The 22,635-nt window shown below is 68.6% G+C and carries 24 protein-coding genes; 7 read left to right on the plus strand and 17 right to left on the minus strand.

What is annotated here, in order from left to right; genetic code table 11:
- Nucleotides 1-37: 37 nt before the first annotated feature.
- The 9 genes from era to hrcA all read right to left on the minus strand — a co-directional run bounded on the left by era (nt 38) and on the right by hrcA (nt 8,273).
- Nucleotides 38-955, minus strand: coding sequence for a GTPase Era (era, locus tag G9373_RS24805; RefSeq protein ID WP_054248712.1), 918 nt, complete (start codon nt 953-955; stop codon nt 38-40).
- Nucleotides 948-1,280, minus strand: a complete 333-nt coding sequence (locus tag G9373_RS24810) for a hypothetical protein (RefSeq protein WP_054248713.1) — start codon at nt 1,278-1,280, stop codon at nt 948-950. Before G9373_RS24810 ends, era begins: the two co-directional genes overlap by 8 nt.
- Nucleotides 1,273-2,592: a hemolysin family protein gene (locus G9373_RS24815; RefSeq protein ID WP_054248714.1), complete on the minus strand. Its 1,320-nt coding sequence runs from the start codon at nt 2,590-2,592 to the stop codon at nt 1,273-1,275. The genes G9373_RS24810 and G9373_RS24815 overlap by 8 nt, the downstream gene beginning before the upstream one ends.
- A gap of 21 nt (nt 2,593-2,613) precedes the next feature.
- Complete coding sequence (ybeY, locus tag G9373_RS24820; protein WP_054248715.1) at nt 2,614-3,156, minus strand: rRNA maturation RNase YbeY; 543 nt, start codon at nt 3,154-3,156, stop codon at nt 2,614-2,616.
- Between the two features lie 36 nt (nt 3,157-3,192).
- Nucleotides 3,193-4,266, minus strand: coding sequence for a PhoH family protein (locus G9373_RS24825; RefSeq protein WP_005247930.1), 1,074 nt, complete (start codon nt 4,264-4,266; stop codon nt 3,193-3,195).
- 186 nt (nt 4,267-4,452) lie between these two features.
- The gene (locus G9373_RS24830; RefSeq protein ID WP_054248716.1) at nt 4,453-5,220 is read right to left on the minus strand and encodes an alpha/beta fold hydrolase; all 768 of its coding nucleotides are present in this window, start codon (nt 5,218-5,220) and stop codon (nt 4,453-4,455) included.
- Between the two features lie 6 nt (nt 5,221-5,226).
- Nucleotides 5,227-5,988, minus strand: a complete 762-nt coding sequence (locus tag G9373_RS24835; protein ID WP_167117240.1) for a 16S rRNA (uracil(1498)-N(3))-methyltransferase — start codon at nt 5,986-5,988, stop codon at nt 5,227-5,229.
- 2 nt (nt 5,989-5,990) lie between these two features.
- A complete protein-coding gene (gene dnaJ / locus G9373_RS24840) occupies nt 5,991-7,142 on the minus strand; it encodes a molecular chaperone DnaJ (RefSeq protein ID WP_005247937.1) in 1,152 nt (383 codons plus the stop codon).
- Between the two features lie 87 nt (nt 7,143-7,229).
- Complete coding sequence (gene hrcA / locus G9373_RS24845; RefSeq protein ID WP_005574647.1) at nt 7,230-8,273, minus strand: heat-inducible transcriptional repressor HrcA; 1,044 nt, start codon at nt 8,271-8,273, stop codon at nt 7,230-7,232.
- A gap of 209 nt (nt 8,274-8,482) precedes the next feature.
- Here hrcA and G9373_RS24850 point away from each other — a divergent pair, with 209 nt between their 5' ends.
- Nucleotides 8,483-8,800, plus strand: a complete 318-nt coding sequence (locus G9373_RS24850) for a type II toxin-antitoxin system VapB family antitoxin (protein WP_005261240.1) — start codon at nt 8,483-8,485, stop codon at nt 8,798-8,800.
- A 48-nt stretch (nt 8,801-8,848) separates the two neighbouring features.
- On the opposite strand, the gene hemW is transcribed toward G9373_RS24850, so the two are convergent.
- Nucleotides 8,849-10,072 (minus strand): radical SAM family heme chaperone HemW, encoded by a 1,224-nt coding sequence (gene hemW / locus G9373_RS24855; RefSeq protein WP_167117252.1) that lies wholly within the window; start codon nt 10,070-10,072, stop codon nt 8,849-8,851.
- Nucleotides 10,073-10,423: 351 nt separating this feature from the next.
- Here hemW and G9373_RS24860 point away from each other — a divergent pair, with 351 nt between their 5' ends.
- The 5 genes from G9373_RS24860 to G9373_RS24880 are packed head-to-tail and all read left to right on the plus strand — an operon-like array spanning nt 10,424 to nt 15,878.
- Complete coding sequence (locus G9373_RS24860; protein WP_005574645.1) at nt 10,424-12,145, plus strand: nitrite/sulfite reductase; 1,722 nt, start codon at nt 10,424-10,426, stop codon at nt 12,143-12,145.
- Nucleotides 12,109-12,879, plus strand: coding sequence for a phosphoadenylyl-sulfate reductase (locus tag G9373_RS24865; RefSeq protein WP_051055396.1), 771 nt, complete (start codon nt 12,109-12,111; stop codon nt 12,877-12,879). The genes G9373_RS24860 and G9373_RS24865 overlap by 37 nt, the downstream gene beginning before the upstream one ends.
- Nucleotides 12,876-13,829, plus strand: coding sequence for a sulfate adenylyltransferase subunit CysD (gene cysD / locus G9373_RS24870; protein WP_005261244.1), 954 nt, complete (start codon nt 12,876-12,878; stop codon nt 13,827-13,829). Before G9373_RS24865 ends, cysD begins: the two co-directional genes overlap by 4 nt.
- Before the next feature lie 2 nt (nt 13,830-13,831).
- Nucleotides 13,832-15,118, plus strand: a complete 1,287-nt coding sequence (locus tag G9373_RS24875; protein ID WP_054246751.1) for a GTP-binding protein — start codon at nt 13,832-13,834, stop codon at nt 15,116-15,118.
- A 4-nt stretch (nt 15,119-15,122) separates the two neighbouring features.
- The gene (locus tag G9373_RS24880) at nt 15,123-15,878 is read left to right on the plus strand and encodes a sirohydrochlorin chelatase (RefSeq protein WP_043793988.1); all 756 of its coding nucleotides are present in this window, start codon (nt 15,123-15,125) and stop codon (nt 15,876-15,878) included.
- Here G9373_RS24880 and G9373_RS24885 read toward each other — a convergent pair.
- The 7 genes from G9373_RS24885 to G9373_RS24915 form a co-directional block, all read right to left on the minus strand.
- Nucleotides 15,814-16,863 (minus strand): aminotransferase class I/II-fold pyridoxal phosphate-dependent enzyme, encoded by a 1,050-nt coding sequence (locus tag G9373_RS24885; protein ID WP_005574643.1) that lies wholly within the window; start codon nt 16,861-16,863, stop codon nt 15,814-15,816. The two genes, G9373_RS24880 and G9373_RS24885, sit on opposite strands and share 65 nt — an antisense overlap.
- A 1-nt stretch (nt 16,864) precedes the next feature.
- The gene (locus tag G9373_RS24890; RefSeq protein WP_005574642.1) at nt 16,865-17,887 is read right to left on the minus strand and encodes a 3-oxoacyl-[acyl-carrier-protein] synthase III C-terminal domain-containing protein; all 1,023 of its coding nucleotides are present in this window, start codon (nt 17,885-17,887) and stop codon (nt 16,865-16,867) included.
- A gap of 3 nt (nt 17,888-17,890) precedes the next feature.
- Entirely contained in the window at nt 17,891-18,550 is a 660-nt protein-coding gene (locus G9373_RS24895; protein ID WP_167117243.1) for an SRPBCC family protein, read from the minus strand.
- Nucleotides 18,547-20,259 carry a thiamine pyrophosphate-binding protein gene (locus tag G9373_RS24900; RefSeq protein WP_167117246.1) on the minus strand — a complete coding sequence of 571 codons (1,713 nt, stop codon included), beginning with the start codon at nt 20,257-20,259 and terminating at the stop codon, nt 18,547-18,549. The genes G9373_RS24895 and G9373_RS24900 overlap by 4 nt, the downstream gene beginning before the upstream one ends.
- Nucleotides 20,260-20,447: 188 nt before the next feature.
- Nucleotides 20,448-21,206, minus strand: coding sequence for a zf-HC2 domain-containing protein (locus G9373_RS24905; protein ID WP_005574640.1), 759 nt, complete (start codon nt 21,204-21,206; stop codon nt 20,448-20,450).
- Nucleotides 21,203-21,709 (minus strand): sigma-70 family RNA polymerase sigma factor, encoded by a 507-nt coding sequence (locus G9373_RS24910; protein WP_005247969.1) that lies wholly within the window; start codon nt 21,707-21,709, stop codon nt 21,203-21,205. Before G9373_RS24910 ends, G9373_RS24905 begins: the two co-directional genes overlap by 4 nt.
- A gap of 120 nt (nt 21,710-21,829) precedes the next feature.
- A complete protein-coding gene (locus tag G9373_RS24915) occupies nt 21,830-22,231 on the minus strand; it encodes a DUF1801 domain-containing protein (protein WP_005574639.1) in 402 nt (133 codons plus the stop codon).
- Between the two features lie 150 nt (nt 22,232-22,381).
- On the opposite strand from G9373_RS24915, the gene G9373_RS24920 reads away from it, so the two are divergent.
- Nucleotides 22,382-22,635, plus strand: a 254-nt coding sequence (locus tag G9373_RS24920; RefSeq protein WP_167117249.1) for a universal stress protein, incomplete at its 3' end; no start/stop codon positions are given.

A 22,635-nucleotide genomic window follows, 5' to 3' on the forward strand; every position in this document is an offset into this window, starting at 1 on the left:
TCAGGGCTCGTCAACCGCGCACGGGTGGCGCAGCCACCTAGAACCCCAGGCGGCCCAGCTGTTTCGGGTCGCGCTGCCAGTCCTTGGCCACCTTGACGTGCAGTTCGAGGAAGATTTTGGTGCCGAGCAGCTTCTCGATCTGCAGCCGGGCCTTGGTCCCCACCTCGCGGAGGCGGGCGCCGCCCTTGCCGATCACGATGCCCTTCTGGGACGGGCGTTCGACGTAGAGCAGGGCGTGCACGTCGAGCAGTTCGCCCTGCTTCTCGGTGCGTCCCTCGCGGGGGATGATCTCCTCGATGACCACGGCCAGGGAGTGCGGCAGTTCGTCGCCGAGCCCCTCGAGCGCGGCCTCGCGGATGAGTTCCGCCATCAGCGTCTCTTCGGGTTCGTCGGTGAGCTCGCCGTCCGGGTAGAACGCCGGGCCCTCCTCCATCTTCGACGCGAGGACGTCGACCAGCACCTCCACCTGCTCACCGGAGGCGGCGGACACGGGCACGACATCCGTCTCGGGACCGAGGAGCTTGGACACGGCCAGCAACTGCTGCCCGACCATGTCCTTGCTGACCTTGTCGATCTTCGTGACGATGCCGACGAGCGTCGTCTTCGGCGCGATCTGACGGACCTGCTGCACGATCCACCGGTCGCCGGGGCCGATCTTCTCGTCCGCCGGGATGCACAGGCAGATCACGTCCACCTCGGAGTAGGTGTCGCGCACGAGGTCGTTGAGGCGCTGGCCGAGGAGCGTCCGGGGGCGGTGCAGACCCGGCGTGTCGACGAGGATCAACTGCGCGTGGTCGCGGTGCACGATGCCGCGGATGGTGTGGCGGGTGGTCTGCGGACGCGAAGACGTGATCGCGATCTTGCTGCCCACCAGCGCATTGGTCAGCGTGGACTTGCCCGTGTTGGGCCGCCCGACGAAACAGACGAATCCGGAACGGAATTCGGTTCTACTCATGTTGCTCCTCGATCACGGATCCATCGGTTCGCGCGAAGACGACGGCCGCCTGCGCACTGACTTCGTGTAGGGCGGCGATGCCTGGGTCTTCCGCGCTGCCGCCGATCACGACTGCGGCCTCGAAACCTTCGGCGCCACTCGACACCGCCGCCGCGACGGCCGCCTGCAGCGCGGTCAGCGACAACGCCGCCAGCGCGACCGCGCCCGCCGCGTAGGTGCGGCCGTCGAGATCGCGGACGGCGGCGCCCTGACCACTTCCGGTGCGGCCGAACGCTCCTCGCGCGAGCACGACCAGTGTGGCGTCTTCGTCGCCCAGTTCAGTCATCGTCGTCCTCCCGGTCGCCGTCGCCACTGTCGTCGTCCTCGTCGATGGGGGCGCGTTGCACGAAGACCGTGCTGATGCGCACCCGTCCGCGCACGTCGGGTGAGCCCTCGCCGCGCAGGACGAGACCGTGCGACACGACCTCCGACCCCGGGAGCGGCACCCTGCCGAGTTCGTAACCGATGAGCCCACCGACTGTTTCGACCTCGTCGTTCTCCACCTCGATGCCGAACAGTTCACCGAGATCCTCGATCGGCAGGCGCGCGGAGACCCGGTACATGCCGTCGCCGAGATCCTCGACGGGCGGTGTCTCGTCCTGGTCGTATTCGTCGGCGATCTCACCGACGATCTCTTCGATGACGTCCTCGATGGTGACGAGCCCGGCGATCCCGCCGTATTCGTCCACCAGGATGGCCATGTGGTTGCGGTCGCGCTGCATCTCGGCGAGCAGGCTGTCGAGGGGCTTGGAATCGGGCACGAACACGGCGGGCCGCATCACGTCGGCGACGCGGACGCTGCGTCCGCCGTCGCGCGAGTGGTACGTCTCCTGCACCAGATCCTTGAGGTACACCACCCCGAGCACGTCGTCGACGTTCTCCCCGATCACGGGGATCCGCGAATGTCCGCTGCGGACAGCCAGCGACGTCGCCTGTCCGGCGCTCTTGTCGTTTTCGATCCACACCATCTCGGTGCGCGGCACCATCACCTCGCGGGCGGACGTGTCGCCGAGTTCGAACACCGACTGGATCATCCGGCGTTCCTCGTCGGCCACCACGCCGCGTTCCTGCGCCATGTCGACGAGTTCGCGCAGTTCGATCTCGGAGGCGAAGGGGCCGTTGCGGAATCCCTTACCCGGGGTGATCGCGTTACCGATCAGGATCAGGAGGCGGCTGATCGGGCCGAGCAGAGTTCCGATGACCTGCAGGGGAAACGACGTGATCAACGCGATCGAGTAGGCGTGCTGGCGGCCCAGTGTCCGGGGGCCGACCCCGATCACCACGTAGTCGACGAGCACCATGATGATCGCCGTGAACGTGAGCGCCCACACCGGCTCGAGGAGATCGGACAGGCCACCGACGAGCACCACCGTCGCCGTGATCTCGCACAGGATGCGCAGCAGCACCATGAGATTCACGTAGCGGGGGCGATCCGACAGGATGCGGAGCACGCGGGTGGCGCCGGGGCGATCCTCCTTCGCCATCTCCTCGATGCGCGCGGACGAGATCGTGTTGAGTGCGGAATCGACGGCGGCGAAGACACCACCGAGCGGGACGAGGACGATCGCGAGGACGATCAGCGCGATGGCGCTACTCACAGAAGACCCTTCACGTGGCGGTTACTGGTCGGGTGAGTCGAAGAAGCCGGCCTTGCCGAGCAGCTTCTGATCCCGGGCAGCGAGTGCGGCGTCGCGTTCGGCCCTGCGCAGATCCTCGTACCAGTCCTCGAGCAACTGGTTCTGCAGCCCGAACATCTCCTTCTCCTCCTCCGGTTCGGCGTGGTCGTAGCCGAGGAGGTGGAGCACACCGTGCACGGTGAGCAGAGCGAGTTCGTGGGCGAGCGGGTGACCGGCCTTGTCGGCCTGGTCCGCGGCGAAGGACGGGCACAGCACGATGTCACCGAGCATCGACGGGCCGGGCTCGGGCGAGTCCGGGCGACCGCCGGGCTCGAGCTCGTCCATCGGGAACGACATCACGTCGGTGGGACCGGGCAGGTCCATCCACCGCATGTGGAGGTCGGCCATGGTGGCCGAGTCCACGAGGACCATCGACAACTCGGCCGCGGGGTGCACGTCCATCCTCGCGATCACGAAGCGGGCAACGCTGATCAGCTCCTCTTCGGAGACGTCCATGCCCGATTCGTTCGAGACTTCGATGCTCATGTGTGTCGCTTCCTCCTGGTTCCGGCGACACTCACCCTACCGTCGTGGAGAACGCGAGTGCGCCGCTCTCCGCTGTGCGCGGTTCCCGAGCTCGACCTTGCCGTCCCGGTCCGCCTCGAAACGCTCGTACGCGTCGACGATGTCGGACACCAGCCGGTGCCGGACCACGTCGCTGCTGTTGAGTTCGGCGAAGTAGATGTCGTCGATGTCACCGAGGATCTCGGTGGCCGCGCGGAGCCCGGACCGGGCACCGCCCGGCAGGTCCACCTGCGTGACGTCGCCGGTGACCACGACCTTGGACCCGAAGCCCAGCCGGGTGAGGAACATCTTCATCTGCTCGGCGGTGGTGTTCTGCGCCTCGTCGAGGATGATGAATGCGTCGTTGAGCGTGCGGCCACGCATGTACGCCAGCGGCGCCACCTCGATGACACCCGACTGCATCAGCTTCGGGATGGCCTCGGGGTCCATCATGTCGTGGAGCGCGTCGTGCAGCGGGCGCAGGTACGGATCGATCTTCTCGTGCAGCGTGCCGGGCAGGAACCCGAGCCGCTCGCCCGCCTCGACCGCGGGGCGGGTGAGGATGATCCGCGACACCTGCTTGGTCTGCAGGGCCTGCACCGCCTTCGCCATGGCGAGGTAGGTCTTGCCGGTACCGGCGGGCCCGATGCCGAACACGATGGTGTTGGCGTCGATCGCGTCGACGTAGCGCTTCTGGTTCAGCGTCTTCGGCCGGATCGTCTTGCCGCGCCGCGACAGGATGTCGAGGGTCAGGACCTCGGCGGGTGATTCGCTCAGCCCCTGCGTGAGCATGCCGACCGTGCGACGCACCGCGTCGGGGGTCAGCGGTTGCCCGCGACCGACGATGGAGCCCAATTCGGCGATGACCCGTTCGGCGAGCGCGACGTCGCCGGGCCGTCCCGTCAGCGTGACGGCGTTGCCGCGTACATGGATGTCTGCGTCCAGGACCCGTTCGAGAGCGCGCAGATTCTCGTCGGAAGAACCGAGGAGAGGCGGGACCGTTTCGGGTGGGAGATCGATACTCGAACGCACGGTGCGTTCCGCCGGACGCGTGGCGCCGAACGTCTCGCCGTTCTGGTCTTGTTCGCTCACGTGAGGAATATGGCCTTCTTCCCGGTTCCTGGTTGGTCACGACGGTCGTCGTGCTGAGGGAAGTCTATCGCTCGCAGGTCACAGCGCCCACCCGATTACGCGACGCCGTCACGACTTCGGGACATTCGGATGCCCGCCCGGTCACTGCCGCGCCTCGCCCGCCGACGCGGGCCCCGTCGTCGGGCGTCAGCCCGAGCACTCACCGGCGTCGGACAGCAGGGCGTCCCGCGAGATCTTCCAGCAGTCGGTCTCGGGATTGAGGAACGCGTAGTGGTCTTCGCCCTCGACGACGTGCAGCGCGACCGGGTCCCCGGCCGCCCGCGCGACCTCGCTGTACCGCACACTCACCTTCGCCGGAACCTGCGCGTCCTCCGTGCCGTGCACGCACACCACCGGCACCCCGGTGGGGATGCGGTGCCGTGGGGACGCGGCGCGGTACCGATCGGGGTCTTCGTCGAAGGGGACGCCGAGGAGATCCTCGATGTAGCCGATCCGCCGGCCCCGCTCCCCCGCGGACGCGAGGTCGAGGGCGCCCGCCTGGGACACGACCCGCTCCGGCCGGACCGTGGTCTGCCTCTCCCCGGCGAGCCACACCGCGAGCTGTCCACCGGCGGAGTGGCCGACGACCCGGACCTTCGACAGGTCGAACGGGACGGGCGACTGCTCGGCGACCGGACCGGCGATCGCGTCGAGCGCGGCGAGAACGTCGGCGGACATCTCGTCCCACCGGCCGCCCGCACCGAGCCTGCGGTATTCGATGTTCCAGACGGCGACGCCGTGGCGGGCGAGGTCGACCGCGAAGCTCGTGCCCAGGTTCAGGTGGTACTTCCCGCTCCAGAAACCGCCGTGGACGACCATCACCACCGGGACCGCGGCGGCCACGGGCTCCTCGGGCGGGTAGAAGTGCCCGAACTGCTGCGGTTCGTTTCCGTAGGCGATGCGAATGCGGTCCACGGACAGTCAGGCTAGCGGGGCCGCGCCCCAGCGGTCCGTGAGGACACCGATGGCGCCCAGCGCGACGGCCGCGGCGGTCGAGGTCCGCAGAACGTGCGGACCGAGCAGCACCGGGACGGCGCCGGCGTCCGTCAGCGCGGCGATCTCCTCCTCGGAGATACCGCCCTCCGGGCCGACGACGAGCACGATCTCGGCCGCCGAGCGCAGTGGAAGCTCGGCGAGGCCCTGGGTGGCCGCCTCGTGCAGCACGGCGACGACGCCGCCCCGGCCGACCACCTCACGGACGACGGCGAGCATCCCGGCGGTGCGGTGCAGTTCCGACACCTCGGGGACGATCGCCCGCCGGGACTGCTTGGCGGCGGCGAGAGCCGCGCTACGCCAGCGAGCGACACCCTTCGCGACCTTGGGGCCTTCCCACCGGGCCACGCAACGCGACGACTGCCACGGCACGATCGTGTCGACTCCGGCCTCGGTGGCCAGCTCGACCGCCAGCTCGGACCGCTCCGCCTTCGGAAGCGCTTGCACCACAGTCACACTCGGCGACGGCGCCGACACCTGACGACGCTCGTGAACGGTGAGTTCGAGCCGGTCCTTACCGGCCCCCGTCACCTCGGTGTCGGCGAGACCACCCCGGCCGTCGGCGAGCACGATCCGCTCCCCGACACCGATCCGGCGCACCGTCGCGGCATGCCTGCCCTCCGGGCCGTCCAGGACCGCGGTGCTCCCCACCTCGGGCAGCGGGTCGAGGAAGAAGACCGTCGCCGCCACGGTCAGCGACCGCTGAACGCTTCACGCAGGCGTGAGAACAATCCGCCGCTGTGCTGCGACTGGGTGGAGACGACCTCGGCGACGTCGCGGTCGCGCAGGTCCTTGAGTTCGCGGAGAAGCTTCGTCTCCTTGTGGTCGAGGCGCGACGGAACCACGACCTCGAGGTGGGCGTGCACGTCGCCGCGGATGCCGGAACGCAGCTTCGGCATGCCGTGCCCGCGCAGGACCGTCACCGATCCCGGCTGAGTTCCCGGCTCGATGGTGATCTCCTTGGGTCCGTCGATGATCGTGTCGATCGTCACGGTCGTGCCGAGGGCGGCGTCGATCATCGGTACCCGGATCGTGCAGTGCAGGTCTTCGCCGTCGCGCACGAACACCTCGTGCGCCTGCTCGACCACCTCGACGTACAGGTCTCCTGCGGGTCCGCCGCCGGGGCCGACCTCGCCCTGCGCGGCGAGCCGGATCCGCATTCCGCCGGCCACGCCTGCGGGCACCTTCACCGTGATGTCGCGGCGGGCGCGCACCCGGCCGTCGCCGCCACACTTGTGGCAGGGGTCGGGGATCGTCTCGCCGGCGCCGCGGCAGGTGGGGCACGGCCGCGACGTCATGACCTGGCCGAGGAACGAACGCTGCACCGACTGGACCTCGCCCGCGCCGCCACAGGTCTCACAGCGCACCGGCTTGGAATCGCCGTTGGTGCCCGCACCGGTGCAGCTGTCGCACAGGATCGCCGTCTCGACGGTGACCTGCTTGCTCACGCCGGTCGCGCATTCCGCCAACGTCAGCCTGGTGCGCAGGAGGGAATCGGCGCCCGGCTGGACGCGGCCGCGCGGTCCGCGGCCTGCACCGCCTCCGCCGCCGAAGAACGCTTCGAACACGTCGCCGAGGCCGCCACCGAAACCGCCGCCGAAGCCGGCACCGCCTCCGCCGCCACCCGAGGAGAGGGGGTCGCCGCCGAGGTCGACGATGCGACGCTTCTCCGGATCGGACAGCACCTCGTAGGCCGTCGAGATGTCCCGGAACCGGGCCTGCGCCGCCTCGTCGGGGTTCACGTCGGGATGCAGTTCCCTCGCAAGCTTGCGGTACGCGCGCTTGAGCTCCTGATCGGTCGCCTTCTGATCGACGCCGAGCGTTGCGTAGTAATCCCGTGCCACGTTGAGTCTCTCGTCCTTCTCTACTTCGTTATCTCGCTACCGGTACCTGTGCTCGCCCCACGGCGGCGCTGTCGCCGGGGCCGGCCGTCAGCGCTCCGCGAGCACCTGGCCGATGTATCTCGCAACGGCTGCCACCGACGCGATTGTTCCCGGATAGTCCATTCGGGTGGGTCCGAGCACGCCCATTCCGCCGAGCACGGTGCCTGCCGCACCGTAGCCGGTCGAGATGACGGAGGTGCCGCGCATCTGCTCCACCTGGGTTTCCTCACCGATCCGCACCGTCACGGTGCCCGCGTCCTGCGTGGCGGCCAGCAGCTTGAGCACCACCACCTGCTCCTCCAGTGCCTCGAGGACCGCGCGCAGCGAACCGGGGAACCCGCTGATTCCCGAGAAGTCGGCAGCGTTGCGGGTCAGGTTCGCGGTGCCGCCGAGGACCAACCGCTCCTCGGGATGCTCGACGAGCGTTTCCACCAGCACGGTGGCCGAACGGATCACGGCGTCGCGCAGATCCTCCGGGGCCTCGTCGGCGAGTTCCGAGACCGCGATGGACGCCGCCGCCAGCCGCTTGCCGTCGAGGGCGCCCCCGAGCAGTCCGCGCAGCCGCGCCAGGTCCTGGTCGTCGAGCACGTCGCCGAGTTCGACGATGCGCTGATCCACTCGACCCGAATCGGTGATGAGCACCAGCAGCAGGCGGGCAGGCGTCAGCGCGACCACCTCGAGGTGCCGGACCGACGACGCCGAGAGTGTGGGATATTGCACAACCGCGACCTGGCGTGTGAGTTGCGCGAGCAGGCGCACACCGCGCCGGAGAACGTCGTCCAGGTCGACCCCGGACTCGAGGAAACCGAGGATCGCGCGCCGCTCCGCCGTCGACAGCGGCTTCACGTCGGCGATGCGGTCGACGAACTGCCGGTAGCCCTTGTCCGTGGGAACACGGCCGGAACTCGTGTGCGGCTGGGCGATGTAGCCCTCGCTCTCGAGGAACGCCATGTCGTTGCGGACCGTCGCACTGGACACACCCAGGTTGTGCCGCTCGACCAGCGCCTTCGATCCCACCGGCTCCTGGGTCGAGACGTAGTCGGCGACGATGGCGCGGAGAACCTCGAACCGTCTGTCGTCCGTACTCGACATCGCCGTCCACCTCCAGTTCTCGATCATCACGAGCAGCGGCGTCACCGAACCTTCGTTCGGATCGGCCGCCACATCCCCTGAGCTACGTGCAGATGCACGTGCATCTCGGCTCGGTCCAGTCTAATCGCCGCGCCGCCGATACCGGTTCAGGCCTTACTGTGGTGACCGGAGACGAGCAGAGGCAACGACCACGGGCGGATGACGAGGCGATGATTTTCAAAGGTGTCATGGACGGCAAGCCGTACCCGGACCACGGGTTGTCGCTGCGCGACTGGTCCAAGATCCCACCCCGGCAGGTGCGGCTGGACGAGATCGTCACCACGACGAAGGTTCTCGAGCTCGACCGGCTGCTGTCGGAGGACTCGACGTTCTACGGCGACCTGTTCCCGCACGCGGTCCAGTGGCACGGGGTGCTCTACCTCGAGGACGGACTGCACCGGGCCGTGCGCTCGGCACTGCGAAACCGCGTCGTGCTGCACGCCCGCGTCTTCGACTACGACGAGATGCCCGGCATCGTCACGGCCTGAGGATTCGAGGGCTGAGCGGTCGAGGGCCGAGCGGTCGAGGGCTGAGCGTCAGCGCAGCACCGTCCGGACCACGGCGTCGGCGAGGAGCCGCCCACGGTCGGTCAGCACCAGGTGCTCGCCCTCGCGCACCAGCAGTCCGTCGGCCACCACGGTCTCGGCCGCGCGCTGCTCCGCGGCATCCAGCTCCGCCACCGGGAGTCCCGTCCGCAGCCGCGCGGTGAGCATCACCCGCTCGACGTGGACGTCCTCCGTGGTCAGCTTTTCGCTCCCACCGACGGGCAGACTTCCCGCCGCCAGCTGGTCCGCGTAGCGCGCCGGGTGCTTGGCGTTCCACCAGCGAACACCGCCGACGTGGCTGTGCGCGCCCGGCCCGGCGCCCCACCAGTCCCCGCCGTCCCAGTACCCCAGGTTGTGCCGGCAGCGTGATTCCCCCGTCGCGGCGTCCGCCGATGCCCAGTTCGACACCTCGTACCAGGTCAGGCCCGCGTCGGCGAGCCGCGCGTCGATGCGCTCGTACCGCGACGCCAGGACGTCGTCGTCGGGCGCGGGCAGTTCCCCGCGGCGCACCTTCCTCGCCAGCGCGGTGCCGTCCTCGACGATCAGCGCGTAGGCGGATACGTGGTCCACCCCGGCGGACAGCACGGCGTCCAGCGAGAGGTCGAGGTCCTCGTCGCGCTCCCCCGGCGTTCCGTAGATGAGGTCGAGATTGACGTGCTCGAATCCGGCGGCCCGGGCCTCCTGCGCCGCCGCCACCGCACGTCCGGGTGTGTGGGTGCGGTCGAGCACCTTCAGCACGTGCTGGGCCGCCGACTGCATGCCCAGCGAGATCCGCGTGAATCCGCCGGCGAGCAACCGCTCGAAGAACTCCGGCGACGTGGACTCCGGGTTCGACTCGGTGGTCACTTCGGCGCCCTTCGCGAGGCCGAAGCTCGAGCGGACCGCACCGAGAACGTCCGCCAGTCCGTCGCCGCCGAGGAGTGACGGTGTGCCACCGCCGACGAACACCGTGTCGACGGCCGGGGCGCCCGTCATCTGCGCGGCGAGGTCGAGTTCGCGGCGCAACCCCTCCATCCACGACTGCGGCGACGCCGACGTCCCCAGCTCGCCTGCCGTGTAGGTGTTGAAATCGCAGTATCCGCAGCGTGTGGCGCAGAAAGGCACGTGCACGTAGATCCCGAACGGGCGGCTCCCCACCCCCGCCAGCGCACTCCCGGGCAGCGCGAATGCCGCCGCCTCGTCGCGTCCGACCGTGGGAGTGCTCGTTCCGTTCACCCTTACAGTGTCCATGGTCGGCTCACCTCCGGTGTCCACCCGACCGTCGCGGGCCCCTCCTCGTGATATTTCCCGCAAGAATGGTGGAAATCGGTGCCCGGCTCTACGTGAACGATCTGACGTGGCACAATGGTCGGCATGACCGGACCCGGAGTGCGACTTGTGGCGCGTCGTCACGTCGATCTCAAGCGTGTCTGCAGCTGTTGTTGTCTGCCCTGTATCGCGCAGTAATTCAGCCTGTCAGCCCGTTCATCATTCTTCTCGACTTCCGGCCGGATTCGAATGCCCCGAGCGAGGACCAGCCCTCCTCCTCGGCCTCAGCCGGTGCATCTTGAGATTCAGGAGTGCTCCATGACGTCGACCACCGACGCCTCCCCCGCTGCCGTCGATGCAGCACCCGCGCGTACGCGCACGGCGAAGCCGGCCCGGCGACGCGCCGAAGGCCAGTGGGCCCTCGGCTACCGCGAGCCCCTCAACGCCAACGAGCAGGCCAAGAAGGACGACAACCCGCTCAACGTCCGGGCCCGCATCGAGAACATCTACTCGAAGCAGGGCTTCGACAGCATCGACAAAGGCGACCTGCGTGGCCGCATGCGCTGGTGGGGTCTCTACACCCAGCGCGAGCAGGGTTACGACGGCACCTTCACCGGTGACGAGAACATCGACCTGCTCGAGGCCAGGTACTTCATGATGCGGGTCCGCTGCGACGCCGGCGCCCTCAACGTCGAGCAGCTGCGCACCATCGCCGGCATCTCCACCGAGTTCGCGCGTGACACCGCCGACCTGTCGGACCGCGAAAACGTCCAGTACCACTGGATCGAGGTCGAGAACGTCCCCGAGATCTGGAAGCGCCTCGAAGGCGTCGGCCTCAAGACCACCGAGGCGTGCGGTGACTGCCCCCGCGTCGTCCTGGGTTCACCGCTGGCAGGCGAGTCGCTGACCGAGGTCCTCGACCCCACTCCCGCGATCGACGAGATCGTCCGCCGCTACATCGGCAAGCCCGAGTACTCGAACCTGCCGCGCAAGTTCAAGACCGCGATCTCCGGTCAGCAGGACGTGGTGCACGAGATCAACGACGTCGCGTTCGTCGGGGTCAACCATCCCGAGCACGGTCCCGGCCTCGACCTGTGGGTCGGCGGCGGGCTGTCCACCAACCCGATGCTGGCGCAGCGGGTCGGCGTCTGGGTGCCGCTCGACGAGGTTCCCGACGTGTGGGAGGCCGTCGTGTCGATCTTCCGCGACTACGGCTACCGCCGGCTGCGGAACAAGGCCCGCCTGAAGTTCCTGGTCAAGGACTGGGGCATCGAGCGGTTCCGCGAGGTCCTCGAAACCGAGTACCTGAAGCGCAAGCTCATCGACGGCCCCGCGCCGGAGAAGCCCACCCGGCCGATCGACCACGTCGGTGTGCAGAAGACCCGCAACGGTCTCAATGCCGTCGGCGTCGCCCCCATCGCGGGTCGCGTGTCGGGCACGATCCTGGCCAAGGTCGCGGACGCCGCGGAGCGGGCGGGCAGCGACAAGATCCGCTTCACGCCGTACCAGAAGCTGATCATTCTCGACGTCGCCGACGACAAGCTCGAGCAGCTGATCGCCGACCTGGACGAGGTGGGCCTGCCCGCGCGTCCGTCGCACTGGCGCAAGAACCTGATGGCGTGCTCGGGCATCGAGTTCTGCAAGCTGTCGTTCGCGGAGACGCGGAAGCGCTCGCAGGTGCTCGTCCCCGAACTCGAGCAGCGGCTCGCCGACATCAACGCGCAGCTCGACGTGCCGATCACGATCAACATCAACGGCTGCCCGAACTCCTGCGCCCGCTCACAGGTCGCCGACATCGGGTTCAAGGGGATGCTCGTCGACGACGGCGAGGGCAACCAGGTGGAGGGCTTCCAGGTCCACCTCGGCGGCAGCCTCGGATTCGATTCGGCCTTCGGCCGGAAGCTTCGCCAGCACAAGGTCACCAGCACCGAACTCGGTGACTACATCGATCGCGTCGTCCGCCAGTTCGTGAAGCACCGCAACGAGGGTGAACGCTTCGCGGAATGGGTCGTGCGCGCAGACGAAGGAGACTTGCGTTGAATCTCGCCACAGCCACACAGGACGACCTTCGGCTCCTTGCCGCGCAGGGGGCGGCAAGTCTCGAGGGTGCCTCCGCGCACGAACTGCTGCGGTGGACCGAAGAGACGTTCGGGGCCGGGGCGAGCGAAGCGACGGGTTATCGGAACAGCTACATCGTCGCGTCGAACATGCAGGACGGCGTTCTGGTCCACCTCGCCGCCCAGGTCCATCCCGGTGTGGACGTGCTGTTCCTCGACACCGGTTACCACTTCGCGGAGACCATCGGCACCCGCGACGCCGTCGAGCAGGTGTACGGCGTCAACGTGATCAACGCGCGGGCCGAGGCGAGTGTCGCCGAACAGGATGCGGCGGAGGGCAAAGACCTGTTCGCCCGCGAACCCAACCGGTGCTGCGCACTGCGGAAGGTCGCCCCGTTGAAGAAGACCCTCTCCGGCTACAAGGCGTGGGTGACCGGCATCCGGCGCGTCGAGGCGCCCACCCGCGCGAACGCCCCCCTGATCTCGTTCGACGACGCGTTCGGTCTGGTGAAGATCAACCCGATCGCCGCGTGGTCCGACGAAGACATGCAGTCCTACATCGACGAGCACTCGATTCTGGTGAATCCGCTCGTCGACGAGGGATATCCGTCCATCGGGTGCGCTCCGTGCACCAGCAAGCCAGCCCCCGGCAGCGATCCGCGCAGCGGCCGCTGGGCCGGTCAGGCCAAGACAGAATGCGGGTTGCACGCCTCATGACCATCGACATCTCCACTTCCCTCGCCGAATCCGCCGTCCGGCCGCAGTTGGACGGGTCGCAGTTCGACACGCTCGACGCGCTCGAGTCGGAAGCCATCCACATCTTCCGTGAGGTCGCGGGCGAGTTCGAACGCCCGGTGATCCTGTTCTCGGGCGGCAAGGACTCCACGGTGCTGCTGCACCTGGCGATCAAGGCGTTCTGGCCTGCACCGCTGCCGTTCGCGCTGCTGCACGTCGACACCGGACACAACCTGCAGGAGGTCCTCGACTTCCGCGATCACGTCGTGTCCAAGTACAACCTGCGCCTGCACGTGGCGAAGGTCGAGGACTACCTGGCCGACGGCCGGCTCACCGAACGCCCCGACGGGATTCGCAACCCCCTCCAGACCGTTCCCCTGCTCGACGCCATCGCCGAGAACCGTTTCGACGCGGTCTTCGGTGGCGCCCGGCGCGACGAGGAGCGTGCCCGGGCCAAGGAGCGCATCTTCTCGCTGCGCAACAGTTTCGGCCAGTGGGACCCGAAGAAGCAGCGCCCCGAACTGTGGAACCTGTACAACGGCAAGCACTCCCCCGGTGAGCAGGTCCGCGTCTTCCCGCTCAGCAACTTCACCGAACTCGACATCTGGCGGTACATCGCCCGTGACAACGTCGAACTGGCCAGCATCTACTACGCGCACCAGCGCGAGGTGTACCAGCGCGACGGCATGTGGATGACGCCCGGTGTGTGGGGCGGACCGTCCGAGGGTGAGGACCTGCAGACGCTGTCGGTGCGGTACCGCACCGTCGGCGACGGGTCCACCACCGGCGCAGTTCTTTCCGAGGCCGGCGACAACGAGGCGATCCTCGCCGAGGTCGCAGCGTCCCGGCTGACCGAGCGCGGCGCAACCCGCGGCGACGACCGAGTTTCCGAAGCGGCTATGGAAGACCGCAAGCGAGAGGGCTATTTCTGATCATGAGCGACCTTCTGAGGCTTGCCACCGCCGGCAGCGTGGACGACGGCAAGTCGACCCTCGTCGGCCGTCTGCTGTACGACACGAAATCGGTTCTCGCAGACCAGATCGACGCCGTCACCCGGGCGTCGGTCGACAAGGGGCTGTCCACTCCCGACCTGTCCCTGCTGGTCGACGGCCTGCGCGCGGAGCGTGAACAGGGCATCACGATCGACGTGGCGTACCGGTACTTCGCGACACCCCGCCGGTCGTTCGTCCTCGCCGACACTCCCGGGCACGTGCAGTACACCCGGAACACGGTGTCGGGCGCGTCCACCGCGCAGATGGTCATCCTGCTGGTCGACGCCCGAAAGGGTGTCATTTCGCAGACCCGCAAGCACGCCGCCGTTCTCGCGCTGCTCGGCGTCCCCAAGCTGGTGCTGGCCGTCAACAAGATCGACCTCGTCGAGGATCCGGCCACCGTGTTCGCGAACATCTCGGCGGAGTTCAACTCGCTGACCAGTTCGCTCGGCTGGGCGTCCGAGGACGTCGTCGAGATCCCGGTGTCTGCTCTGCACGGCGACAACGTCGCGGTGCGTTCGGAGAACACCCCGTACTACGACGGCCCCACGCTCATCGAGCACCTCGAGTCGGTGCCCGTCGACGCCGAACCCCACCGGGTCGGTCTCCGTTTCCCCGTCCAGTACGTGATCCGTCCGCGAACGGCGGAGTTCCCGGACTACCGCGGGTACGCCGGGCAGGTCGCCGCGGGTGAGGTGACCCCGGGCGACGAGGTGGTGATCCTGCCGTCCGGTGTCCGCACCACGGTCACCCGCATCGACACCGCGGACGGCGAACTCGACAGCGCCCACGCCGGCCGCAGCGTCACTCTCGTGCTGGCCGACGACGTCGACGTCTCCCGCGGCGACGTCATTGCCTCCCCCGCCGACGCCCCGGAACCGCTCGGCGAGTTCGACGCGACCGTCTGCTGGCTGGCCGAGAAGCCACTGCGTCCCGGCGCGCGCCTGCTGCTCAAGCACGGCACCCGCACCACGCAGGCCATCGTCGGCACACTCGTCGAGCGTTTCAACGAGCAGGAGCTCACCTCGGAGCCCAGCCCGGAGTCGTTGGAACTCAACGAGATCGGCAAGATCTCGGTGCGGGTCGCCGAGCCGATCGTGGCGGACGACTACACCGTGAACCGCCACACCGGCAGCTTCCTGCTGATCGACCCGGCCGGCGGCAACACGCTCGCGGCCGGCCTCGTCGGAGATGCCATCGCAGCGGTGGAGCTCGGCGAGCGCGTCTAGTGCGATGACCCCGCTGATCGCTGTCGCCCACGGCAGTCGCGACCCCCGCAGTGCGCGGGTGGTGGCGGCTGCCGTGTCGGCGCTCCGGGCGGTGCGACCGGACCTCGACGTGCGGTTGTGCTTCCTCGACCTCAACGCGCCGTCCGTGGACCAGGTGCTCGACGCGGTCGCCGCCGAGGGGCATTCCTCCGCCGTGGTCGTGCCGATGCTTCTGGGTAGCGCGTTCCACGCACGCGTCGACCTTCCGGCGCTCCTGGACGCCGCCCGCCTCCGTCACCGCCACCTGCACGTCCGGCAGGCGGACGTTCTCGGGCACGATGCGCGGCTGGTCGAGGCGGTCCGTCATCGCATCGGCGAGGCCGGCGGTTCCGTCGACGAGTCCGGTCTCGGGATCGTCCTCGCCGCGGTCGGTTCGTCCGACCCGGCCGCGAACGACCGAACCCGCGAGCTGGCCGAATCGGTCGCCGCGGGCACCCGATGGTCGGGGGCGGTGACGTGTTTCGCGACGTCGGCGGAACCGACGGTGCAGCAGGCGATCTCGACGCTGCGGCAGGCCGGTGCCGCGCGCATCGTGATCGCTCCGTGGTTCCTGGCTCCGGGACTGCTCACGGACCGGTTGAGCCGTGCGGCGGAATCCTGCGGATCCGGCATCACCTACGCGGCCACCATCGGACCGCACCCCCTACTGCTCGACGTCATGCTCGACCGGTACTCGCAGACACACACGGAGCTGCAGCGGTACCGGGCACTGTCGGCCTGAGCGCGTCGATCACCGCACGCCCGGCGTCCCGGCTCCCGACCGCTATCCGCGCGTCGCCATTGGGGTAGGTGCGCGCGTGGATGCCGGCACGGGCGAGTGCGTCACCGACTTCCTCTCCGGGGATGTACAGGAAGTTGGCCCGACTGCGCGGGACGGGAATTCCCATCGCCCGCACCGTGCGCCACAGTTCCTCCCGTTCGGCGACGATGGCAGCCACCCGGGCACGGAGCTCGTGCTCGGCGGCGTACGACGCCGTGACCGCGGGAACGGCGGCGCTGCCCATCCCGAACGGCAATTGCAGCGTTCGAATCGTCCGCGCCAGAGCCGCATTCGCGAAGCCGAATCCGATACGCAACCCGGCCAGACCGTACGCCTTGGAGAACGTTCGCAGGAACACGACGTTCTGGTGTTCGGCGATGATGCGATGCACGTCCAGGACCAGTCGGCGGTCGACGAACTCCACGTAGGCCTCGTCGAGGACGACTATCACCCGGTCCGGCACACGACGGAGGAATTGCGCCAGCTCGGCGGTGTCGACGAGCGTCCCGGTGGGGTTGTGCGGGCGGCAGACGACGACGAGCCGGGTGCGGTCGTCGATCGCGGCCGCCATCGCGGCCAGATCCTGCCCGCCGTCCGGGAGAATCGGTACCGGCACCGCGTCGAGTGCCGCGATGCGCGCCATGATCGGGTACCCGTCGAACGTCGGGGCGGTGAACACGATCCGCTCCCCCGGCCCGGCGACCGAGCGCATGATCTGCAGTGCGACGCCGGTGGCACCGGCGCCCACCACCACCTGATCGGCGTCGAGCCCTTCGTGATCCGCGATGATCTCGATCAGCCGGTCGGGCAGGAACTCCGGATACCGATGCGCCCGGCGCATCACACCGTCGAGCGCGTCGAGCACGGAGGGCAACGGGGCGAACGGGTTCTCGCTCAGCGCGAGATCGAATTTCACACCGGGTCCCGCGACGGTCGGCGTCGTCATCTCACACCCCCGCCGGGGCGGCGCCCCATCGAATCGCCCCGGCCCCGGCGAAGTCGCCCGCGTGCGCGAACGCGGACATCATCACCAGCGAACCGTTGGGGATGCGGCCTGCCCGGTTCTCGATGTCGAGGGTGACGGGGATCGCGGCGCCGAACAGGTTCCCGCATTCGTCGAACGTGTCGGGGTGTCGTTCCGCCGGTAGCTCGAGTGCGTCCCGCCAGTTGCGGAGGAACAGCCGGTTGGGCTGGTTGGTGACCAGGGTGTCGATCGCGTCCGGGGTGATGCCGATCTGCTTGCACACCGCGAGCGCCACCTCGGGGACGAGCCGGTTCCCGCGGGCGAAAACCTTTGCGATCCTCGATTCGGTGAACCCGATGTGCAGTTGGCCGGTGCCCGCCTCCCAGTACCTGCGGGGCGGATCGACGGCGGCCGTCATGTCCCCGGCGAACTCGGGGTAGGTCCGGCACTCGAGCCCGAGCACCGGCGCGGCCTCCGACTTCACCAGCAGGCATGCGCCCGCGCCGTCACCGGGCACCGCCGACTGTGCCAGCGCGCGCACGTCCGATTGCGTGAAGATCTGGCCGGCGCTGTTCTGCACCGACACGATCAGGGCGGTCGACGCGTCGCCGGTCTGCATGATCTGACGGGCCAGTTTGATCATGTACACGAACGACGCGCAGCCGCCGTTGTGCAGGTCCACCACCCAGTCCGGGGTGATTCCCATCCGGCGCGCGAGTTCTCCGCCGGTGCCCAGGATCGGGACGTCGGGCAGCTGGGTGTGGGTGATGAGAATGTCCACGTTGGCGACGAGTTCGGAGCCGTTCCGCTCGACCAGCGGGGCGATCGCACGTTCCGCCATGTCGACGGCGTTCTCGTCGCTCGCGATGTGGTGGCGGAATTTCGGCGCCCGGAACATGATGTTCTCGGCGAGCCGGTCGGAGGCGGCGAACTGGGCGAAATAGTCTGCTCCCACCCGGTTCTCGGGTAGGTAGCCGGCAATGTCGATCAGGCTGACGGTGTCCATGTCTCACTCACTCATCCAGGTCGGGGTCACGGGCAGGTCGTTCGCCCACCGGTATTCGCAGATCGCCTTGAGATTGCTCATCTCCAGTTGGTGTCCGGCGGCGAACATGTCCCAGAAGTCGCCCACCCACGGAACCCGGTCCGCGGGGGCGGTCTCGGGGTAGGGATTGTCGTCGTAGAACGGATGGTGGCAGTTGGTCCACAACACGACGGATCCGTCGACGTCCAGGACCGTGCGCGCGTCCACCACCCGCATCAGATACACCATCCACAGGTGTTTGCCCTGGTCCCAGGCGCAGTGATAGTCGACGGTCATCGCGGCCGGGTGTGCCACGGTGCGCGTGTAGATCTCGGTGGTGTCGCCCAGGCGGTCGTACGCGAGCCACAGCCCGGGTTCCCCGGCCGGGGTGAATCCCCGGAGGCTGTACGTCCATTCCTCGAGGCTGCGGGTGTGGGAGAGGTAGCGGAACACCTCGTCCGGCGGGCAGTCGATGTATTCGTTGACAGTGCAGTACTTTCCGAACACCTGGTCGTGCGGATACACCGACCTCAGCATGTCCATGATGAGCGGTGTCGTCGCCTGACGGTCGGAGGTCTCGATGCGGACGAGGCCGGGCAGGTCGGCGGGAAGGTCGGGCAGCGGGGCAATCTCTCGGGCGGTCATCGGCGTACTCCTTCTCGGGATTCGGATCTCTCGGTCGGCTGTCGGGCGGGCAGGAACGGCAGGAACGGCGGCAACTCGTCGGCGTCGCAGGCGACTTCGATGACAGCGGGCCCCGCCGAGTCGGTCGTGGCGCGGAGAGAGTCGGCCAGGCCGACGGGCGTGTCGACCGTGTGGGACGGCAAGCCGGGGAACAGTGCGCCGACTCCCGCCGCAATGCGGGCGGGACGAAACCGGCTGTAGGTGTATGCGCCCTCGAAGTACACCTGCTCGCGGGTCAGGCACATCGCGTGGGCGTTGTTGTTGAACACGACGAACGTCACCGGCACGTCGTACTCGACCGCCGTGTGGATCTCGAGCCCGTGCGCGTAGAACGCACCGTCGCCGGCGATCACGAACGTGCGTCGGCCGCGCGAGAACGCCGAACCGATCGCGGCGCCGAACGTGTAGCCCATCCCGCCCATTCCCAGCGCCACCACGAACCGGCCTCCGGCAGTAACCGGAAGGTGATGCACCACAGCGGCACCCGTGTTTCCGGCGTCCGCGAACACGTCGGCACCGGCAGGCATCACCGCGGAGAGCGCCTTCACCGCGTCCGTGTAGCGCAGGCCCGACGTGCCGGACGACGGCACGTCGATCGGGGTCGGATCGCACTGGGCGACAGGCGCGCGCGAGGCCGCCGGTCCGATTTCGGTGACGAGCCCACGCAGTGTCGCCCGCAGATCCCGCGTCGGCACGTGACAGGCCTGCAGATACGGCTTCGCCGAGCCGACGCTGTACACCAGCGTCTTCTCGAGCACGGCATCCAGACCTCCCCGTGCCATCACCGGCAGTCGTGTGCCGACGAGGAGGCAGACATCGGAAGCCTGTAGTGCGTCGACCACATCCGGATTCCCCATCGCGCCGGTGACCCCGAGCCGCCCGGGCGCCCCGGGATCGAGCACGTCCCTCGCGTCGGGCGTGACGGCGACCCGGGCACCGAGCACGTGCGCGAGTTCCGCGAGTTCCGTTCGCGCGCCGGCTCGCGCGACCTCGTCGCCGGCGATGACGGTGATCCGTCCGTAGTCGTCGCGCAGGGCTTCGGCGAGCCGCGTGACGTCCGTCGTGGTGGTGCGGGGTGCCGTCGAGACCGTTCGAGGCGGTTCCGGGAACTCGCCGATCGCTTGCTGAATGTCCTTCGGCAGCAGGAGAACCGCCGGTCCGCCGCGGCGCGCGGCGGCCAGCGCCTCGGCGAGCTGGCGTTCGAGGTCGAGCGGCGACTCGACACGCGCACAGTACACGGACACCTCGCCGAACAACCGGGTCGCATCGATCGACCCCGCCAGTCCACTCGTGTCCTGGAATGCGCCCATCCCTTCGAGCGTCGTCGGCGGTTGCCCGACCAACGCCAGAAGCGGTATACGGGACGCGAATGCTTCACCGAGCCCGGCGATCACATTGAGCGCGCCCCCGCCCGACGTCGCCGCGACCACCCCGATCCGGTTCGAGGTCCGGGCATACCCGTCGGCCATCGTCGTCGCCGAGAACTCGTGTTTGGCGACGACGCCCTCGACGTCGCGGGAGCGATGCAGCGCGTCGTACAGGTCCTCGATGTTCGCGCCTCCCACACCGAAGACGTGCTCGACCCCCTCCGCGGCCAGCACCGCGACGATGTAGTCGGCGACGCGCATGGTGCGACCGGTTTTCCGTGGCTCGTGATCCGTGAGATTCATCGGCAGACCCCCGTGTCGTGGATCGGACGGGGCGACCTGCGGTCACCCACTGGATGTACACACGAACCACGAACCGGTCGGGTTCACCGGTGGCAGAACATTTTTCCGGAAAACGTTCGTGATGAACGAAACACGGCGGTGGAGCGAGCAGGAGGTATGAAAACCGACCCGGCTCCCTGGCGGCCCGCTCACAACGCCGTGGTCAGCAATACCTGATGGTCGTCGTCGGATCGGACGTCGATGCTCGCGATCGCGTCGACGGGCAGGCTGGTGGTGGCTGTGGGCCGCACCGTCCTGCCGGCCTCACCGGTCCAGGTGGCCAGTGTGGTGACCACTCCGGAGCGGTCGGTGACGGTCAGCGCGTACCCCTCGGTGTCGGCGCCGTAGCGACCGTCGCCGGGCCACGTGTCCTCGTAGGAGCACTCGACGAAGATGACCGTGCCCCAGGACGTCGACGCGACGGATGCGCTCGCGGTGATCGTCGTCGGGACCACGGGCGTGAACACCGTCTCGGTGGTGTTCGCGCGGTCCGGGACGGGCATGGCCGTCACCGGGGCGGCCGGTGGGTGGTCCTGCGTCACCAGCACCCCGACGGGGACGGCGACGGCGACCACGGCGGCCGCCGCTGCGAGGGCCGTCGCCGCTCGCCGGTAGCGTCTGCTCCGCTGCACCGTGCCCACCAACTGGGTCAGCACACGCGGTGCGGGCGACTCCTCGTCCTCGGGCGCAGCGTTCCCGGGCAACGTGCCGAACGCCTCGTCCGGTGTGATCAGGGCCAGCAACCCGGGCATGCCCGCCAGTTCGGACACGGCCTGCGAGCACTGTGCGCAGTGGGCGAGGTGGGCCTCGTATTCGCGCCGATCGCTCGGGGACATCGCGCCGAGCACGTATGCGGCGTCCCAGCGGACGTAGGGATCCTCGTGCGACTCGAAGTCGTCGAACGTCATCGGGTCACCCCCATTTCCTGCAGAGCCAATCGAAGGGCCCGCAAGCCGTAATGCATGCGGGATTTCACCGTTCCCTCCGGTATTCCGAGTTCGTCGGCGATCTGGTTGGTCGACATTCCCCGGTAGTAGCCGAGCACGAGGACCGCACGATGGTCGGGGCTGAGCCGGGCCAGCGCATCACCCATCATCCAGGCGTCGAGAGCGCCGTCCGAGCTGTCCGGGGCAGCGCGTTCGGGTGTGGAGCTCATCCCGATCTCACGCTGGGAGCGGGCGCTGCGGTGCTCGTCGAACACGAGGTTGCGGGCGACCGTGAACAACCACGCCCGAGCCGACGACTCCGACTGGTCGAGCACGTTCGGATGCTTCCAGGCTCGCAGCAGTACCTCCTGCACGATGTCCTCGGCGCGGGCGCGGTCGCCGGTCAGCCGCAGGGCATATCGCCACACTGCGGGGGCATGCTCCTCGTACAGGGCGTGCATCAGCTCGGTCTGGGCATCCGGCATCGGTCACCACCTCCCAGCAGTACACACGGTTCAACCGCGCCTCCGGTTCACCGCCCACCGAAACACAGGGAACCCCCAGGTGAGCCGGATCGCAGCGGCCGAAAACCCTTGGCCCGTAGATTAGGAGGTGTTCAGTGCCACGGCGGCGTGGACGAGGGCCTGGAACGCCTCCTCGTCGATCGTGTCGCCCTCGTGGAAATCGATGGCACGCCGGGTGTTGCCTTCGAGGCTGGAGTTGAAGAGTCCGGACGGGTCGTCCAGCGAAGCACCCTTGGCGAACGTCACCTTCACCGCATTCTTGTACGTCTCACCGGTGCAGATCATTCCGGCGTGCGACCACACCGGAACTCCTCTCCACTTCCACTCCTCGACGATGTCGGGGTCGGCCTTCGTGACGAGGGCGCGGATCCGGGCGAGCGTCTCGCCCCGCCAGTCACCCAGCTCCTCGATGCGCGCATCTATCAACTGCGAGGGAGAGTCGCCTCCGCCTCCCTCGTCCGAGCCGCTCGTCCGCTTCTTCATGGTGGACCGTCGCTCCCCTTCTGGCTGTCGTCGCTCGCCGTCACTCGAGTATCCCTCGCACATCGTGCCGGGATCGGCTACCGACCGATTTGCCTCTGGCGCGTCGACGCCGTCCTGGACCAAACTGGAATGGAGGTGAGGAGCAGCCCCATGAGCACAGCACGGATTCGACGCGGCATCGTGGCAGGCATCGACGGATCGGACGGCGCGCTGGAGGCGGCGGCGTGGGCGGCATCCGCGGCGAGGCGCTTCGAGGAGCCGCTGCGCCTCGTCCACGTGTTACCCAAGCATCCGAATTCCGCGGACGGTCACCCCGAAGGGGACGAGTTCCTCGACGCCGCCGAGCGCACCGTCCTGGACGGGCAGCGGGACCTGGACGTGGAGCGCAGTACCCACCCCGGCCC

The organism is Rhodococcus sp. A14 (genome assembly GCF_011603105.1).
Lineage (GTDB): Bacteria > Actinomycetota > Actinomycetes > Mycobacteriales > Mycobacteriaceae > Rhodococcus_F > Rhodococcus_F opacus.

Bases quoted from the DNA above. Each gene is read 5' to 3' on its own strand.
- era (WP_054248712.1), bottom strand. From the start codon at position 955: ATGAGTAGAACCGAATTCCGTTCCGGATTCGTCTGTTTCGTCGGGCGG.
- G9373_RS24810 (WP_054248713.1), bottom strand. From the start codon at position 1,280: ATGACTGAACTGGGCGACGAAGACGCCACACTGGTCGTGCTCGCGCGA.
- ybeY (WP_054248715.1), bottom strand. From the start codon at position 3,156: ATGAGCATCGAAGTCTCGAACGAATCGGGCATGGACGTCTCCGAAGAG.
- hrcA (WP_005574647.1), bottom strand. From the start codon at position 8,273: ATGTCGAGTACGGACGACAGACGGTTCGAGGTTCTCCGCGCCATCGTC.
- G9373_RS24850 (WP_005261240.1), top strand. From the start codon at position 8,483: ATGATTTTCAAAGGTGTCATGGACGGCAAGCCGTACCCGGACCACGGG.
- G9373_RS24860 (WP_005574645.1), top strand. From the start codon at position 10,424: ATGACGTCGACCACCGACGCCTCCCCCGCTGCCGTCGATGCAGCACCC.
- G9373_RS24865 (WP_051055396.1), top strand. From the start codon at position 12,109: ATGGGTCGTGCGCGCAGACGAAGGAGACTTGCGTTGAATCTCGCCACA.
- cysD (WP_005261244.1), top strand. From the start codon at position 12,876: ATGACCATCGACATCTCCACTTCCCTCGCCGAATCCGCCGTCCGGCCG.
- G9373_RS24875 (WP_054246751.1), top strand. From the start codon at position 13,832: ATGAGCGACCTTCTGAGGCTTGCCACCGCCGGCAGCGTGGACGACGGC.
- G9373_RS24880 (WP_043793988.1), top strand. From the start codon at position 15,123: ATGACCCCGCTGATCGCTGTCGCCCACGGCAGTCGCGACCCCCGCAGT.
- G9373_RS24885 (WP_005574643.1), bottom strand. From the start codon at position 16,863: ATGACGACGCCGACCGTCGCGGGACCCGGTGTGAAATTCGATCTCGCG.
- G9373_RS24890 (WP_005574642.1), bottom strand. From the start codon at position 17,887: ATGGACACCGTCAGCCTGATCGACATTGCCGGCTACCTACCCGAGAAC.
- G9373_RS24895 (WP_167117243.1), bottom strand. From the start codon at position 18,550: ATGACCGCCCGAGAGATTGCCCCGCTGCCCGACCTTCCCGCCGACCTG.
- G9373_RS24900 (WP_167117246.1), bottom strand. From the start codon at position 20,259: ATGAATCTCACGGATCACGAGCCACGGAAAACCGGTCGCACCATGCGC.
- G9373_RS24905 (WP_005574640.1), bottom strand. From the start codon at position 21,206: ATGACGTTCGACGACTTCGAGTCGCACGAGGATCCCTACGTCCGCTGG.
- G9373_RS24910 (WP_005247969.1), bottom strand. From the start codon at position 21,709: ATGCCGGATGCCCAGACCGAGCTGATGCACGCCCTGTACGAGGAGCAT.
- G9373_RS24915 (WP_005574639.1), bottom strand. From the start codon at position 22,231: ATGAAGAAGCGGACGAGCGGCTCGGACGAGGGAGGCGGAGGCGACTCT.